Raw genomic sequence first — 14,311 nt, 5'->3', positions numbered from 1 at the left:
ATGTCGCATAATCTACGGTTACAAGAGGAGTATAGCGCTAAAATTCCTGCTCTGACCTTACTGTCTGCTATGGGCTGGCGCTATATTGCGCCTCATAAGGTTTTTACTATGCGGGAGAATAAAAACGATAATCTCTTGCTTAAACCGCTTTTGATAGCGCATTTGCAAAAATACCGTTTCACCTTTCAGGAAAAATCTCACGCCCTTGATCCGGACACGATTGAGCGTTTAATCGGCATTTTAGAAAGGCCGGATTTCACTTCAGGCCTTCTGAAAGCCAATGAAAACATCACGCATCATCTACTTTATGGGATTGGGATTTCGCAATTTGTGGAGGGGACGGGGAAGGCAGCTCTCACTGTCCCTTTAATCGACTGGGAACAGCCGGAAAACAATGATTTTGCCTTTACCGAGGAATTCCCTGTTGCGCGGACGCAGGGGAATAGCACTTGCCGGCCAGATATTGTGTGTTTTGTGAATGGGATTCCGCTGGCGGTGATTGAGGCCAAACGCCCGGATAGCAAAACAGGCAAACCAACGGTGAAAGAGGGGATTTCTCAAAATCTCCGTAACCAAAAAGCAACCTATATTCCCAAGTTTTTCGCTTATTTACAGCTTCTCATGTCCATTTCGGGCACAGAGGCTGCTTATGGCACGGTCGGGAGTAAAGAAAAATTCTGGTCTTCTTGGCGTGAAGAGAAAATTTCAAGAGAAGAGCTGACAGCGCTGAAAAACAAATCGCTTTCATCCGATCAAAAAGAGGCGATTTTATCCGAACGCCAGCCCGCAAAAAAATGGTTTGAAAATTATATTTCCCGCTCTTTGATTCCAGATGGGCAGGATGAGGCCCTTGTGGGACTGTTATCGCCAGACCGTTTTTTAAAATTGATCCGTTTTTATACGCTTTTTGATCAGTTTAAAGGTAAAATCATTGCCCGTCCGCATCAGATTTTTGGGATTGAGGGGATTTTAGAACGCCTCAAAACAAAAAGCGAAAATCCCCAAGACCGTTCAGGCGTTGTTTGGCAGACAACAGGCTCGGGCAAGTCGCTGACGATGGTTTTATTTGCTCATGCGCTTAAGCTCGATCCGGCGTTGAAACAAAGCCGTTTGATTATCATTACCGACCGAACCGATTTGGAAAAACAGCTGAGCGATGTGTTTTTTGCAGGGGATGCTGTTGGGAAGCATAACCGTGGGCAGGCTAAGGCGAAAACAGGTCGGGATTTAGCAAGGAAAATCTCGAAAGGGCAAGATCGGATTATCTTTTCCCTTATTCAGAAATTTAACAGCGCCGTGGAGCTTGAAACTTGTTATAATCCCGATCCCAATTTGATTGTACTGGTAGATGAGGCGCGCCGCACCCAAGGCGGCGCAGCCCATCAAAAAATGCGTAAAGCATTGCCAAATGCTGCTCTGATTGCCTTTACGGGCACGCCCCTTTTGAAAAAGCAGAAAACGGCCCGTCTCTTTGGGAAGATTATTCATGCCTATACGATGAAACAGGCCGTTGAGGATAAGATCGTTACGCCGCTGCTTTATGAAGAGCGTAAGCCAGATTTAGAAATCAATGCCCGTCCAATAGATAGGGGGGTGGAGAAGCTCACCGCTTCGGAAAGTGAAGCCTTTACGGCCAAAGTGAAAAAGAATTTTTCAAAACCTTCAGAAATTTTTCGTGCCAAAGACCGTATCCGTTTGGTGGCGGAGGATATTGCCGAGCATTTAGAGACAAAAATCCCAAGCGATTTAAAGGGAATGCTGTGCTGTGACAGCAAGCTCTCGGCAATTTTATATCAAAAAGAATTTCAGAGGCTGGATCAATTTAAAACGGTGGTCGTGATGAGTCCGCCAGATACACGGGAGGGGCATGGGGATATCGATGAGGATGATTCGCCCGATCTTCAAAAATGGTGGCAGGAGACTGTTGGAAGCAAAGAAGAAACAAAATACACGAATGAGGCCAAGGCGCAAATTGCAGAGGATCCAGAGGTTCGTTTGCTGATTGTGGTGGATAAGCTCTTAACAGGGTTTGACGAGCCTAAAATTGGCGTTCTCTATATTGATAAGCAATTAACAGACCATAATTTACTGCAAGCCATTGCCCGTACAAACCGCCTCCATGAAAGCAAGCTGAATGGGCTGCTCATTGATTATCGTGGCATTTTGAGTGAGCTGGATAAGGCGCTGAAAAATTATGATGAACATGCGAGAAATCAAGACGGGCTTCACGGCTTTGATGCCAAGGATTTAGAGGGAATTTATCAGAAACTCGCCGATGAATATAAGAAATTGCCTGATTTTCATGCGGCTTTATGGGCAGTTTTCGAGGGCGTTGAAAATAAGAGCCAAATGGAACAGCTTCGTGCGGTTCTTAGTCCAAATCTGGTGGCGGGAGAGGACTTAAATGAAGCAAAAAGGGAAGCTTTTTTTAAGGCCTTGAGCGATTTTGCCACTTGTTTAACCCTTGCCAACCAATCGACTGAATATTTCAATACGCCCTTAGAAGAGCGGACAGAATATAATAAAACGCTCAAACAGATGGATGCGTTACGCAAGATTGTCCGTCAAGATTGCGGTTTAACGATTGATTTTACCCGATTTGAGAAGGAGATGCGCCGTCTGATTCATCAAAATGTGTCAGGCGTTGAAATCGAAGAGGCCGAAGGGTTTTATGAGGTCACACGAGACCCGTCAAAAATGACGCCAGAAGGATTGGAAAATGAGGCGCGTGCGATGCGCACCCAATTAACAAAGAAAATTGAGGAATTGGCGGATGACCCGTATGCAAAGGCTTATTTCAGCGATCTTTTGAAAGCGGCCATAGAAGAGTCAAAATCCCGATTTGAGGACCCTTTAAAGAAATTTCTTAAATTTAAAAGTTTTCAGGAAAAATTTGAGAAGAGGGAAATGGAGACCATTCCTGCGCCTTTGAAAGAAAAACCCAAGCCAAGGGCTTATTACGGCATTTTCCTTCAGGCCTTGGGCGATAAAATAAAAGAGAAAGAGACTGGTTTCTGGATTGGTTTGACCGATCAGGTAGAGAAAGTCATTGAAAAAGCCAATGCTGAACATTCCCTTAATCCTGAAAATCGAAAAAAAGAGATTCATAGACAGCTTTTGCCTATGTTTGTTGCAAAACTCCAACCGTTAGGCGTGGAATTTTCAGAGATTCAGGAGATCATTACAAAAATGAGCGACCTGCCAGCCTGAGGAAAAAGAGGAAACATAGAAACACCCCACTCGGTAACCAGCCCGTTTGGGGTTTTTCTTTATGCGTTCTTTCTAAACTCTTTTAAAACGGGGCGTCCATACGGATAAGGTGTCGTTTGCCCTTGGCAGGGGCAGAGGTTGGCTCACCGACATTGCCGAAATGATTGGCTTGGACACAGCTTTTAAAATCATCGAGTTCTGGCGCAATGTCTTTGAGCGGAATAGTCACGAATTTGCCAGAAGAATAGTCCAGCGTTCCCTCATTATTACGGGAAAGCGTATTTAATAGCGACCCCATCTCTTCCTCGGGCATTGTGGCGGTGATTTCGTCAAATTTGCTCTGCTTCATGTTAAAATGATGCGTCCAGTGGCCGGCATGGAGGTCCAAAGACCCTTTAGCATCCGCAGGCAGATTCCATTCAGCGCTGCCACTCTGAACCAGAAATTTATCTTTTTCCGCAGATAAGATGAAAGCCAGCTTAATTTTCTTACGGAAGCGGGGTTTTTCAATATAGGCCAGCAGACAGCGTTTCGCTGTTCTGTTTGGGCCATCTACGCCGTTGGCTCTGGCATCTGCGATACTTGTTTCTGGCGGAAGAACACGCATGGTCATCCAGAAACGATTCTTTCCCATTTTCTGCTTGAGATCGGTCACGGTTGTGCCAGTCGCAGGCGTATTATTCGCCGAGGCATGGCCCGCAACAGAGAGGGAGAAGCACACCCCAGCAAAAGCAAGGATAGCGAAGCGAAAAGAAGGAAGAAATTTCGTTATCATGCGTTGTTTCTTATGCGGAGAAACGTGCTTTTCCAAGTCCCAAAGTTTCTTTGTGTCTGTTTTTTAGAAAATCTGTGGCTTTTTTAGCGCTTTTTTTTGGGAAATGGCGTACAGAAAAGAGAAAGAACGGCGAAGAGGGTTGGTGCGCCCTTTGACAGATTTCTCTGACGCCTATCGATAAAAACCTGTGAGATATTTGCCCCTTGCAGGTGTAAAAAAGAGTTTCGGGATCGAAAAAATGTTTCACTTGCTAAACCCTGCGGAGCTTCATGCCATTCTTCATGTTGTGGTGCGGGAATCTGAGCGCTATTTGCTCCTTTTTCTAGAGCTGACAACAGGGTTTGCTATTGTGATGTCCTATTTGCGCTATACAGGACGGACGCAGTTTTCTCAGATGAATGCGATTGATGCGATTGGAAATTTTATTCTTGGCGGTTTGCTGGGAGGGATTTTTAGTGATTCCGTTGGTTTTATTGATTATTTGATGTCGCTCATTCTCTCTGTCGGGATTTTATGCGTCTTGAATTACCTTTATTTGCATTCGGACTTTTTTCATAAGGCCACGATTGGCGATCCAATCCCCGTTATTAAAGATGGCAGATTTATCATGCGGTCTTTTCTCGCCAATAACAGCAAGGTCGATATTTTAAATGTGATTTCCCAGCTGAATTTACAGGGGATTTTCTCCTTTAGCGATGTCGCCTATGCGCAAATGGAGCCAGATGGCTCGATTACAGCGACCTTGGATAAGTCGAGAGTGCCCGCCATTGTCGTTATTTACGCAGGCGGTGTCCGCCTAGAAGTGCTAGAGCATATCAATAAGACCGAACAGGATTTGCTGGAAGATATGCGTAAAAACAACATTGAAAATCTTAATGATGTTTTCTTGGGCGAATATTCCAAAGGCACCTTCCGCTATATCTGCCGTAATGGCCGATCATATCCCACCCACGACCCTGCAACACAGCTCCCAAATTCTTTCTCTATTTGAGATTTAGAGAGGATTGCTCCAATTTTCTTCAAGCCAAGGAAGGCTTTTGAAGTAGCGGTTTACAGCCTCATAAGCCAGCTCGAAATCGGGTAACTCTTCTTCTGAAAGATCGGTTTTGAGTGTTTCATATCCCGTTTTTGCTCGGCTTTTAAGGGCTTTGGAGTCCAAAGCCGTTGCGCAAAATAAAGCATCAATCTCCTTGTTGCGCAGAGAATGCTGTAAGTAATCAAGGATAAGAGCCCGTTGTTTAGCGAGAGATTCTCTATAGTTTGAAATCAAGAAATGCAGATCAAAAATGTCTTGGTAGCGTGCCAGATTGCGTTTTTCTTGTTGTAAAAGCGCACGGAATTTTTCAGCAACAAGCATTTCAAGCGAATAACAGGCAATTTCACAACCCGTTTGCTGATTTAGGAGGATTTTATCCCTTTCTCCAGTAAATTCATTAAAAGAACAATCTAAATCGGTGATGATTTCTGTTCGTTTCCCTTTTGGAATGGATTTTATTTTGATGTACAGAGCTGGAAAAGTGCGTTTCTTAGGCGTGCCATCTGCGTGAAATTTCTTTGATGGCTTTATTTTGATAGAAGAGACTTCAGCTTTGGAAAAGAAAGATTCTGGTTTGATGGTTTCATCTTGCAGTGCTTCGTTCAGATCTGCTTTGATCTCGTTTTCAACAGCTTTATTGAGGCTTTTCCGTGAGCTTGAGAAGTCAATATCGGTTGTTGTGCGAGGGCTTTTGTATTTTTGATGCATGAGCCGACCGCCTTTGAGAAGAAAATCTCCTGAAAGATGTGGATGCTCGGCAATGGCCGTTAAAATCATCTCTACGGCGCGTTCTTGAGGCGTTTTGATCATTTAAGAGGCGACTTTAGAGGTGAAGTAGTCTTGAAAGAAAGGGTCATTTAAAGCAAGATTCCAGTTTTCGCTATAAAGAGTTTTTTCTGCGGGGGAGTAGTCTTTGTCTGGCCAAAATTTTCGAGAGCCCCCCCGTTTTCCTTCTTGTTTTTGGCGCAAGTTTTCAATGACGGGATTGGAAATATGCAGGATTTCATCCAAGAAAAAGCCTATTCTGGCCTGTTCAATTTGTGAGGAGCGCTTTTGGGAGGTTTTGAGAATTTGTTTGGCATATGTTGAGCCATGTTCAGCCCATGTTGCAAGAACGTGATCTTTTCCACCGCATTTTTCGGGGGTCTTAAGCATTGTTAAAAAAAGCTCTCCAATGGGCAAGATGCGTAGCCCTTCCGGCGTTGTGCCGTAAGGGAGGGGTTCTTTTTGAAGGGTAAAAATAAAGTTAGGATTTTCTCTTTTGGCAGGAAATGGATTTTGAAAAAGGGAATTTTTTAAATTTTCTTTGAAAACACGGGGGAGTTTATCAATCTCTTTGAGGTCTCTTTGGTAGAGATCTTCAAGGGAGAGGCGCAAATCTTCTTGTGCTTTTTTCCTCCATTTCGCTGGGGAAGGAAGGGTATAATAAACGTGTTTCGGAATGCGATTTGTGAGGTTGTAATACACCATTGCAGTCAAATGGGAGAGGTAACCATAAGGCAGGGCGCTGCAAAGGAGAGATTCTAAAGGATAATCTGTTGTGACGTCTGTAATTTGGAAAAAAGAATGATTTTCTTTGAAAAGTGACTGTATCGTTTTATTGTCTTTTAGAAATTGTAGCGTGAAAATAATGGTTTCAGACAGAGATTTAAAATCGTCTAAAGAGGGGCGTTTTTTAGAAGATTTTTGAAACCACTTTTTTAGGATTTCTAAAGCAATTTTTTGTTGCGAAATGCCTGGTTTTTTATGGCTTTTATAAAGCCATAGTCCGAAATTTTCGGCAATTTTTTCAATTTCAGAAAGCCTAATAATTTCTGCTCTGTGAAATTCTTTTTCGTTTTGAATTTCGTTTGATGAGTAAAGCATGTCTTTTCTATCAAAAGTAATAAATAATGTCCTAAGGACATTATTTATTACTTTTGATAATGTCAATGCTCTTAAGGCTTAATTTTTAACATTTGACGATAAAGAAGGCATACTGTATGTCCTTAAGGACATACAGTATGCCTTCTTTATGGTTTTTTTGAAAAAATTACAGTTAACATTTTCACAATCAAAACAAATCTTCCGATCTTCTCCATCTAAGTTTTTAAGGGAGAAAATGCGTTAGGGGAGGCAGAGGGAGCTTGACCGATAAAAGGGGACGGGCGATAAGGAGAAGGCCATTATTTTCTTTTTGACTTGACCTTAGGGCCGTGCCTGAATGCGCTTTTTCCAGAAAATTCTTCTTTTTTCGCCACTGCTTTTGGCTATGAGCGCCTGCGGAGACTTTTATAACCAGCCTTTTATCAATAGGGTTCAGGATGAGCGCTTTGTCTTTGAACAGCTCAATGAAACCGTGCGTTTTTCGCTTAAAAACCCTTGGCTTCCCCTCGATCTTGCAGAGGATGTGGTTAAAAAAGAGGGCGAGATTGAAGACCGTTTAAAAGCCCTTGATAAAGTCGTTCTGAAATATAACGCAACGGGCATCAATGACGATGACTTTTCAATGAAATATGTGCCCAAAGACGCCGATCGGGAAAGTAAAGCGGTCAAAAGGCTTTTGGAGGATTATCGGATTGAGGTTACCCGCACGCTCAAAGAATTTGGCAATGCAGGGGCAACAGGTCTTCCTATAGATTTTGGTGGCGTCTGGGGGGAAGATAACGGCCCTGTGAAGCATAAAGCCGTTCAGGAAGGCTGGGGGCGGGTCTTGTTGCAGGACAGCCCCTCTATGCAAAATCTGCCCCCACGGCCATGGGACGAAGGGGTCGGCACGCAGGCACGCCTTCAGGCCAAAGCCGCCAAACATCAGGAAGCTGGGGAAAGCTGGGGCAATGCTTTCCCAGATGCGCTTAAACGCAATACGCAAACGCCAGATGCTTCCGCAGATGCGCCAAATGACAGCGACAGTCTCAGCCAACAGCATGGCCCGCAAAGAGGCACAGATGCAAATGATCAGAATGCGTTGCAGCATACCTCTCAAACGGCAACAGCCTTACCGCAAAAGCAGGGAAAATAAGATGAAAAAAAGCCTTTTTCTTGCCCCGTTTTTCCTTTTCCTGATTGGCTGTAATGCCACCGTGAATGGCCCTTTTCTCAATCATCTCAAGAAAGAAAACCGTGAGGCGGCGGATTTACAATATGTTGCTGCCCAGCTTTTGGAATTTCCAGACTTAAAAGAAGATGAGCGGGTGATTTTGCGCTATCAAATGCGCAAAGTGGATAGCGAAAAAGAGGCACTTTCCAATATTGCGCATGTGGTGCGCACCCATATTGAAAGCCCTTGGTGGGAGGATTGGTTTTTTCCTTTTGATGGCTGGGGAGAGACGCCTTTTTACGTCAGCGATGAATCCATTGCCCTCAATCAGCTTTTTAAAGATGATTTGAAGGATTTGAAATTATGGACAGATTCAACGCAAAAACGCTTTGGCGTGCAGATTCATCCGCCTTCTAAAAAGAAAATGACCAGCAAGGAACGCAAAGCGGAGAAAGAGGCGGAGGCAGAAGCTGCCCAGCTCGCCAAAGCACAGGCGCAAGGAAAAACCGCAGATCCGTTCGTGGCGCAGTCACCTGCAAAACCCGATAAATCGCCAAAGCCTAAAGCAAAGAAACTCCCACAAGTGCCACAGGTTCAGCAGGGGATTACAGATTATCTCGGCGATGAACAGCCCGAAGAAAAAACGGCTCAGCCAGCACCCGATTTGAGTAAAGATTACGCTCCAGACCCGGGAGATAAATCCGCAAACGCCTCTGGAAGTGCTTCTAGCGGAGATTCAAGTGATGATTCAAGCAGTGACTCTGGCGATAGTTCTGATGATTCAGGCAAAGCCAATAAACCTGTTGATCCAGATGCCGCCGCCCTCGCGGTTACCAGCACCTCGAATTAAAAAATAAATTTTTTAAAATTGTCTTAAAAAGACCTAGACATTATGGAGCGCATAGCGTGTTAGAGAACAGCCAACAGCCAACAGCCAACAGCCAACAGCCAACAGCCAACAGCCAACAGCCAACAGCCAACAGCCAACAGCCAACAGCCAACAGCCAACAGCCTTTAAAGAAGAAAAGGGCAGGATCGTCTAAGCAATCGATTGAGCCAAAAATTGCAGAATTAGGCAATGGATGGCTTAAATCTTATGGACTTCCTTATAAGCTGGAGCAGGAAAGTCTTAACAGTGATATAGATAACGCCCTGTTTGAATATGCGAGTAAAAGTGGCGGAACTGGCGGAAATCGCCCAGATGCAAAGCTCCTTTTACAGGACAAGACTCTCGCCAAATATCCTATTTTGATTGAGTATAAAGGGCATAAAGATAAGCTTGAGAAGCTCAATTCCGATGGGCAAATAGATAATACAAGCACGAAAGGTGAAATTTTATATTCACATATTAAAGAATTTGCTGTGAATGGGGCGGTGCATTATGCAAATGCTATTCTTCATTATACGGGTTATTCTGAGATTATTGCGATTGGCATGACGGGTACTAAAAATGCCCATGATGGTAAGATTGTCCATAAAATTGGCGTTTACTATGTTTCAAAATCTAATTTAGGTATTGGCCAAAAGGTTGGGGAATATACAGATTTTTCTTTTCTCTCTCCCAAAAATTTCGATAATTTTATTCAAAAAGTAAAACAGTTAAGCCTTACAGATGCCGAAAAAGAAAGACTGAGAGAAAAACGGGAAAAAGAAATTGATGCCAGTCTCGTGGCATTAAATAATGATATTTACGCTAATGAAAAAGGCATTAGTGAAGATGACCGTGTTTATCTTGTTTGTGCCTCTATCATTGCGACCTTGGGAGTTCCAGGCAAGGTGACGCCTCTCGAAAAAGGGGATTTAAAATCGAAAGATGAAGGTGAAAATAGAGATGGAGATATTATTCTCCGTAAAATTAAAAATTTTTTAAAAGAAAAAGAAATTCCAGAGGATAAAAGAAGCCTTATTGTAAGAAGTTTCACTAATATTCTCACAGAAAGCCACATTAATAAGCCTGAAAATGGGGAAACTCCGTTAAAGCGTATTTTTTCCAAAGTTGTTGATGATTTAGGAATTTATTACAAAATTAATTTAACAACGGATTTTACAGGAAAACTTTTTAATGAAATGTATAATTGGTTAGGGTTTTCTCAGGATAAGTTAAATGATGTTGTGCTGACGCCTGCTTATGTTGCCTCCCTATTGGTGAAATTAGCGCGTGTAAATAAAGATTCTTATGTCTGGGATTTTGCAACAGGTTCTGCGGGCTTATTGGTTGCGGCCATGAATGAGATGTTGGATGATGCTAAGCTTCAGATTAAATCTCCTGATGAACTTCTCCAAAAAGAATTAACAATTAAAGCTGAGCAACTGCTGGGACTGGAAATTTTACCTAAAATTTATATGCTCGCAGTGTTGAATATGATTTTGATGGGGGACGGCAGTTCTAATCTTATTAACGAAGATTCATTGAAAAATTTTAATGGAAAATATGCTTTTAAGAAGAAAGGGAGTGATTTTCCAGCCAATGCGTTTGTTTTAAATCCGCCTTATTCAGCAGTAGGTAAAGGCATGGTCTTTGTTGAAAAGGCGCTTAGCATGATGAAAACAGGTTATGCCGCTATCATCATTATGGCTTCTGCTGGTAGAGGAAGAGGAGGTGCAACTGATTTTAATAAGGCTATTCTTAAGAAAAATACACTTATAGCCAGTATTAAAATGCCAAGAGATTTATTTGCTGGCAAATCAAGCGTGCAAACCTGTATTTATGTTTTTAAAGTAGGTGAAAAACATCATCCAGATGAGATGGTTAAATTTATTAATTTCTCTGAAGATGGTTATACAAGAATTGTACGCAAAAAAGCTTCTAAGAAATTAATTGATAAAGATAGGGCAAAGGAGCGTTATCAAGAAATTGTTGATCTTGTTCGTTTTGGCGTAAGTAAGCTAAATTTTTATAAAGATTGCTATGTTGAAGATACGATTGATCCTGAAAAAGGTACAGATTGGAATTACGAGCAGCATAATAATTTTGATACCAAACCCACTTTTGATGATTTTAGAAGAACAGTTGCAGATTATTTAGCTTGGGAAATAGATAGACTTCTTAAGGGAGAATCTAGTTTGGGAAAATAGATCGCCGTTCAATGCAATCCGAGCTTGAACGGCGGGAACAATCGGAAAAAATCACTTGGCAAGAATTTAAGATTGAAGATCTATTTGATGTAACGGGCACTAAATCTTTAGATAGTAATGCTGTTGATTTTGTTGAGACTGGTATTAATTTTGTCGGCAGAAGTAGTGATAATAATGGTGTTCAAGGAAAAACAGAAAAGCAATCATTTCCACCTAATGATGCATTCACGATAACATCTGCGGTTGTTGGACAAAAATATGTTAATTTTCAGGATGAACCTTATTATTGTTCGCAAAATATAAATAAGCTTACTCCAAAATGTATTTTAACAAGATGGAACAAGTTTGTAGCTTATTATTTTGTGGTGAACATTCAGAAGTTTGCTGCGAAATATGAGGATCAGTACATGGATATGTGCTCGATGATATTAAAGAACATAAGCTAAAAGTTCCCATTATTGATAAAAACATCGCCTTTGACTTCATGGAAAAATATATAGAAATTTTAGAAGCTGAGCGTTTAGAGACTTTAGATGCTTATTTAGTTGGGCTCGGCCTAAAGGATTACAATCTCACGCCAGAAGAGAAAAAAGCTCTGGATGATTTTGAGAATGCTTCTTGGAAAGAGTTTAATTTGGAAGCTCTTTTTGGAAAATCTACGAGAGGCAGGCGTTTAAAATCTGACGACCGTATTGCTGGGGGTTTGCCATTTGTGACAGCAGGCGAAACGGATACAGGCATTTCTGCTTGGATTGGGAATGATGTTCAGGTTTTTCCTAAAAATACTGTAACAATAGATATGTTTGGTTCTGCTAAATATCGTAATTATGATTACGGCGCAGATGATCATGTTGCCGTGGTGCATACGTCTCATTTGGATAAATTTTCTTCTTTGTTTTTGACTTCGGCTATTCATAAATCTGCACATGCAGGACAGTTTGATTATTCAGAAAATTTTTATGCCAGCGATGCTGATGAATTAACTATCTCCTTACCTATAAATTCAGCGCAAGAGCCCGATTATACTTTCATGCAAAATTATGTTTCTGCGGTGCAGAAAACCGTCATAAAAGATGTTGTTGTGCATTTAGATAAGCGGTTGTCGGCGCTGAAGGGTGTTTTGTCCTTGTAGGCGAGGTCAAAGGGGGCTTGCCCCTCCAAATCGCCCTCAGCTAAAAAGGTCTTTGACACTATGCCAGACATCTTTGCTGGCATGGCCGACAGTGTGGCCGATGTCTTTGCTGGTATCTGCGGTCTTGTCCCAGCCTTTTTTGGTTGCGCCAGAGGTTTTATCCCAGCCATCCTTGGTGGCGTCTCTGCCATCTTCCCACGTGCTTTTAAACGCTTCCCCTGTTTGTTTTATGGCGGAGTGCCAAGATTCCGCTGTCGGCGATCTTGGAGAGACTTTTTTGTCTGTTGGCGGTGGCGCATTGGGGGGAAGCACGTCTCGCTCTTGGGGCGCAACATCGCTTTGGCCTGAAACCTCTATCGTTTGGTTGCGGGGGACGCTGGCATCGCTGATTGGGGCGCTTCCTGTTGGCGTGATATTTCCCGTTCCTGTGGTGGCGGTGGAAACGGTTGCATTCGGGGAGACATAGGGCGCCATTTTAGGCGCAGGGGCTGGTGTCGGTGTCGGGGGAACGGCCATTTTGGACGGCGCAGGCTGTGGCGGAAGCACCGCCGAAGAGGCCGCATTATTGGGCGCATTTTGAGAGGCAGGCATTTCCTCAGCATGAACCAAGGCAGGGGAGACAAAAACAGTACAAAGAAGAAGAAAAGTCGAAAAACGCAAAACAGTCATAACAGCCCAAAATGATGTAAAGATAAATCTCTCCTTCTGATATTTCCTGATTTTCGTTAGAGTGCAAGCAGATTTATCAAAAAGGATACTTTACTTGCTCATGCTCGCCCTTCTGACAATGCCCCCTGCGATCACACAGTCAGCACCGGAACAGCCCCCTGCGCAGGCTCAAATGCACGCCCAAACGCAGGGTCAAATCACGTCCCAATCCTTGGAAGATCTGCAAAAAGCCGCTGCTGCGGGACAGCCAAAGGCGCAATTTCAGCTCGGCCATCTCTATGATCAGGGAGAGGCAGGCTTGCCAAGAGATGAAAAAAAGGCCGTTTTTTGGTGGAAACAGTCAGCCTCTCAAAATGCCGATTCCGCCTATGCGCTCGCTTTATGCTATCAGTTTGGCGCTGGTGTGAAACAGGATGCCCAAAAAAGTTTTGAATATGAAACGCTCGCCAGCCGTTTAGGCAGTGCCGAGGGCGCTTTGGCGCTGGGCTTGCATTATCAGATCGGACAGATCGGCAATGAGAAAAAGGAAAGTCCGAATAAATCTTTTTCTAAAAACCCTATTCAGGCGTTTCAATTTTACCAGCTCGCCGCTAATCGGGGCAGTGTGCAGGCGCAAATTCTGCTCGGCACTGCGTATTTAGAGGGCATGGGAACGGAGAAAAATCCGCAAAAAGCGGCGCAACTCTGGGAAAAAGCCGCCAATTATCCCAATAGCGAGGCGCAACGGCTTTTGGGGGCGTTATATGTTGAGGGGGCAGAGAATTTCCCAACCAATCGGGAAAAAGGCATGGAACTTTTGAAAAAATCTGCTGAGAAAGGCAATGCCAAGGCTGCCTATCAGCTTGGCGGACTCTATGAAAATGCAAAACCGCCTGATTATCCAGAGGCGCTTGCTTTGTACCAGCAGGCAGGGAAAAGCGGCGACAGACGCGCCCAAGCCCGCTTTAAAATGCTGTCAAAACAGCTTTCAAAACGGACAAAGGAAGCGTCTGCTTAATTTTTACGCCAGCCTTCGTTTGGATAAGGTTGGCTTAGTTGCCTGTGGCCTTTTGAGCGAGGCTAAAAGCGCCTAAACGGTCGGAACTTGCAACTGTGCCGAGATTTTGGCCTTTCATGTCGCTGACCATGCCATCTGCGGTGACCTTGCCGAGCTTATCGCCAGAGGTGTCGGTGATTTCGCCATTGGTGCTGATTTTACCGACAATCTTGCCTTGCTCATCGGTGACATTGCCGGCAAGCGGCCCAACAGCAGCCACAGGCGCAGCAGGTTTTTGGGCTTCAAGATAGGCGCGTGTGCCGTTATCCTGTGCAAAAGCGCTGGTGAAAGAAGCAGGAACAGCGATTAAAACAGAAGCGATTAAAAGTGTTTTTTTCATCTTTGTTTTCCTTGAAGGC

Annotated in this window: 14 protein-coding genes; 8 read left to right on the top strand and 6 right to left on the bottom strand. The window is 43.5% G+C overall.

The features are described from left to right. Complete coding sequence (locus FAI40_04095; protein ID QCE34590.1) at positions 1–3,210, top strand: type I restriction endonuclease subunit R; 3,210 nt, start codon at positions 1–3, stop codon at positions 3,208–3,210. Positions 3,211–3,292: 82 nt separating this feature from the next. Here the strand turns inward: FAI40_04095 and FAI40_04090 are convergent, their stop codons facing one another. Then, entirely contained in the window at positions 3,293–3,985 is a 693-nt protein-coding gene (locus FAI40_04090; GenBank protein QCE34589.1) for a hypothetical protein, read from the bottom strand. 238 nt (positions 3,986–4,223) lie between these two features. On the opposite strand from FAI40_04090, the gene FAI40_04085 reads away from it, so the two are divergent. Then, positions 4,224–4,976 carry a DUF421 domain-containing protein gene (locus tag FAI40_04085; GenBank protein QCE34588.1) on the top strand — a complete coding sequence of 251 codons (753 nt, stop codon included), beginning with the start codon at positions 4,224–4,226 and terminating at the stop codon, positions 4,974–4,976. A 3-nt stretch (positions 4,977–4,979) separates the two neighbouring features. Here FAI40_04085 and FAI40_04080 read toward each other — a convergent pair whose 3' ends face one another. Next, positions 4,980–5,831, bottom strand: a complete 852-nt coding sequence (locus FAI40_04080) for a nucleotidyl transferase AbiEii/AbiGii toxin family protein (protein ID QCE34587.1) — start codon at positions 5,829–5,831, stop codon at positions 4,980–4,982. Further along, positions 5,832–6,887: a hypothetical protein gene (locus FAI40_04075; protein ID QCE34586.1), complete on the bottom strand. Its 1,056-nt coding sequence runs from the start codon at positions 6,885–6,887 to the stop codon at positions 5,832–5,834. Positions 6,888–7,224: 337 nt separating this feature from the next. Here FAI40_04075 and FAI40_04070 point away from each other — a divergent pair, with 337 nt between their 5' ends. Then, a complete protein-coding gene (locus tag FAI40_04070) occupies positions 7,225–8,022 on the top strand; it encodes a hypothetical protein (GenBank protein QCE34585.1) in 798 nt (265 codons plus the stop codon). A gap of 1 nt (position 8,023) precedes the next feature. Further along, positions 8,024–8,890 carry a hypothetical protein gene (locus FAI40_04065; GenBank protein ID QCE34584.1) on the top strand — a complete coding sequence of 289 codons (867 nt, stop codon included), beginning with the start codon at positions 8,024–8,026 and terminating at the stop codon, positions 8,888–8,890. A 40-nt stretch (positions 8,891–8,930) separates the two neighbouring features. Here the strand turns inward: FAI40_04065 and FAI40_04060 are convergent, their stop codons facing one another. Beyond that, the gene (locus FAI40_04060) at positions 8,931–9,092 is read right to left on the bottom strand and encodes an intracellular growth attenuator family protein (protein ID QCE35742.1); all 162 of its coding nucleotides are present in this window, start codon (positions 9,090–9,092) and stop codon (positions 8,931–8,933) included. On the opposite strand from FAI40_04060, the gene FAI40_04055 reads away from it, so the two are divergent. The 3 genes from FAI40_04055 to FAI40_04045 are packed head-to-tail and all read left to right on the top strand — an operon-like array spanning position 9,091 to position 12,247. After that, entirely contained in the window at positions 9,091–11,115 is a 2,025-nt protein-coding gene (locus tag FAI40_04055; protein QCE35741.1) for a restriction endonuclease subunit M, read from the top strand. The genes FAI40_04060 and FAI40_04055 overlap by 2 nt on opposite strands. A gap of 11 nt (positions 11,116–11,126) precedes the next feature. After that, a complete protein-coding gene (locus FAI40_04050; protein ID QCE34583.1) occupies positions 11,127–11,561 on the top strand; it encodes a hypothetical protein in 435 nt (144 codons plus the stop codon). A 38-nt stretch (positions 11,562–11,599) separates the two neighbouring features. Then, positions 11,600–12,247: a phosphoribosylglycinamide formyltransferase gene (locus tag FAI40_04045; protein ID QCE35740.1), complete on the top strand. Its 648-nt coding sequence runs from the start codon at positions 11,600–11,602 to the stop codon at positions 12,245–12,247. Between the two features lie 36 nt (positions 12,248–12,283). Here the strand turns inward: FAI40_04045 and FAI40_04040 are convergent, their stop codons facing one another. Further along, positions 12,284–12,916, bottom strand: coding sequence for a hypothetical protein (locus FAI40_04040; protein QCE34582.1), 633 nt, complete (start codon positions 12,914–12,916; stop codon positions 12,284–12,286). Positions 12,917–13,016: 100 nt separating this feature from the next. Between FAI40_04040 and FAI40_04035 the strand changes: the two genes are divergently transcribed. Next, entirely contained in the window at positions 13,017–13,913 is an 897-nt protein-coding gene (locus FAI40_04035; protein QCE34581.1) for a sel1 repeat family protein, read from the top strand. Between the two features lie 34 nt (positions 13,914–13,947). On the opposite strand, the gene FAI40_04030 is transcribed toward FAI40_04035, so the two are convergent. Next, positions 13,948–14,292, bottom strand: coding sequence for a hypothetical protein (locus FAI40_04030; GenBank protein ID QCE34580.1), 345 nt, complete (start codon positions 14,290–14,292; stop codon positions 13,948–13,950). Positions 14,293–14,311: the final 19 nt, after the last annotated feature.

The organism is Acetobacteraceae bacterium (assembly GCA_004843345.1).
Classification (GTDB): domain Bacteria; phylum Pseudomonadota; class Alphaproteobacteria; order Acetobacterales; family Acetobacteraceae.
The sequence above is the reverse complement of the archived record's forward strand: the minus strand, read 5'-3'. Positions and strand labels throughout refer to the sequence as shown.

Coding starts and splice junctions, on each gene's coding strand:
- FAI40_04095 (QCE34590.1), top strand. CDS start 1: ATGTCGCATAATCTACGGTTACAAGAGGAGTATAGCGCTAAAATTCCT.
- FAI40_04035 (QCE34581.1), top strand. CDS start 13,017: ATGCTCGCCCTTCTGACAATGCCCCCTGCGATCACACAGTCAGCACCG.
- FAI40_04030 (QCE34580.1), bottom strand. CDS start 14,292: ATGAAAAAAACACTTTTAATCGCTTCTGTTTTAATCGCTGTTCCTGCT.
- FAI40_04045 (QCE35740.1), top strand. CDS start 11,600: ATGGAAAAATATATAGAAATTTTAGAAGCTGAGCGTTTAGAGACTTTA.
- FAI40_04050 (QCE34583.1), top strand. CDS start 11,127: ATGCAATCCGAGCTTGAACGGCGGGAACAATCGGAAAAAATCACTTGG.
- FAI40_04080 (QCE34587.1), bottom strand. CDS start 5,831: ATGATCAAAACGCCTCAAGAACGCGCCGTAGAGATGATTTTAACGGCC.
- FAI40_04090 (QCE34589.1), bottom strand. CDS start 3,985: ATGATAACGAAATTTCTTCCTTCTTTTCGCTTCGCTATCCTTGCTTTT.
- FAI40_04040 (QCE34582.1), bottom strand. CDS start 12,916: ATGACTGTTTTGCGTTTTTCGACTTTTCTTCTTCTTTGTACTGTTTTT.
- FAI40_04065 (QCE34584.1), top strand. CDS start 8,024: ATGAAAAAAAGCCTTTTTCTTGCCCCGTTTTTCCTTTTCCTGATTGGC.
- FAI40_04075 (QCE34586.1), bottom strand. CDS start 6,887: ATGCTTTACTCATCAAACGAAATTCAAAACGAAAAAGAATTTCACAGA.
- FAI40_04070 (QCE34585.1), top strand. CDS start 7,225: ATGCGCTTTTTCCAGAAAATTCTTCTTTTTTCGCCACTGCTTTTGGCT.
- FAI40_04085 (QCE34588.1), top strand. CDS start 4,224: ATGTTTCACTTGCTAAACCCTGCGGAGCTTCATGCCATTCTTCATGTT.